The following is an 845-nucleotide window of genomic DNA, read 5'->3' as shown; positions in this document are numbered from 1 at the left end:
GAAAATGCCAGCGCCGGATAACGCTCAATAACGCCATGTCGATCACTCCATAGCCCCCGCTGAAAACATGCGAGGGAAGGTTGGAACATGGGTCAATTCTCAATGGAAATATCAGGCCACGCCGGGTCAGTTCTCAGTGGCAATCAACATTGAGGGAATTATATGCCTTTGGCGACACGCTGCATAAAAAGCGGACGATATGTGACTTCATCGCGGGGATGACGGATCGGTACGCTGTTGAGTTCTATAGCAGGCTCTTTGGCGCCAACGGCATGACGATGCATAAGCCGCTTTAACCATCGCAACGCCCTACGCGAATGGCGGCGCCTTATCCGCGGCCAGCATCGCCTTGATCCGATCGACCTGCTTGCCGGCGTCGCGCTTCGCAAGGTGATCGGAACGCATCGCCTCGAGCCGCGCGTCAATCGCGATCTTGCCCCAATCTCCTGTAAAGCGCTTACGAGGCTCTGGCTGCGCGTCGATTTAACGGTTCGGCGGCCCAGTGGCTCAAACTCTATAAGAGATCGAAGAATTGCTAGCCTTGAGGCTTGCGCCTTCGACGCGGCAAATGCAGTCGCCCTCGGAATAGGCCGCGGCGTTCTATCGGCTCGAAGACCTCTTCCGGGCCTTCAGGATCCAGGATTTCGTTATCTGCGAGCCACTTTTCGAGGTCGGACACTTCTGGCGTCGTGTAGGGGACTAAAGTGCGTCCTGGCTGGGATTTACGGAGAGTTTCAATCGCCGCAATCAGAGATCCTGACTGTGCCACCGCCTGCTCCACTGTGCCAGCAGATACTCCGAGATGTTCGGCCAGCAAGTCAGTTCTAAATTCTGAAATGCGTCGG

The 845-nt window shown here is 55.9% G+C and carries 1 protein-coding gene and 1 pseudogene; one reads left to right on the top strand and one right to left on the bottom strand.

The window, feature by feature from the left end; genetic code table 11:
• Positions 1 to 80 precede the first annotated feature (80 nt).
• Positions 81 to 296, top strand: coding sequence for a hypothetical protein (locus ACOZKU_RS12600; RefSeq protein WP_421579174.1), 216 nt, complete (start codon positions 81 to 83; stop codon positions 294 to 296).
• Between the two features lie 239 nt (positions 297 to 535).
• On the opposite strand, the pseudogene ACOZKU_RS12595 reads toward ACOZKU_RS12600, so the two are convergent.
• Positions 536 to 845: pseudogene (locus tag ACOZKU_RS12595) on the bottom strand (phospholipase); the annotation flags it as partial.

The organism is Shinella sp. M31 (genome assembly GCF_049199205.1).
Classification (GTDB): domain Bacteria; phylum Pseudomonadota; class Alphaproteobacteria; order Rhizobiales; family Rhizobiaceae; genus Shinella.
The sequence above is the reverse complement of the archived record's forward strand: the minus strand, read 5'-3'. Positions and strand labels throughout refer to the sequence as shown.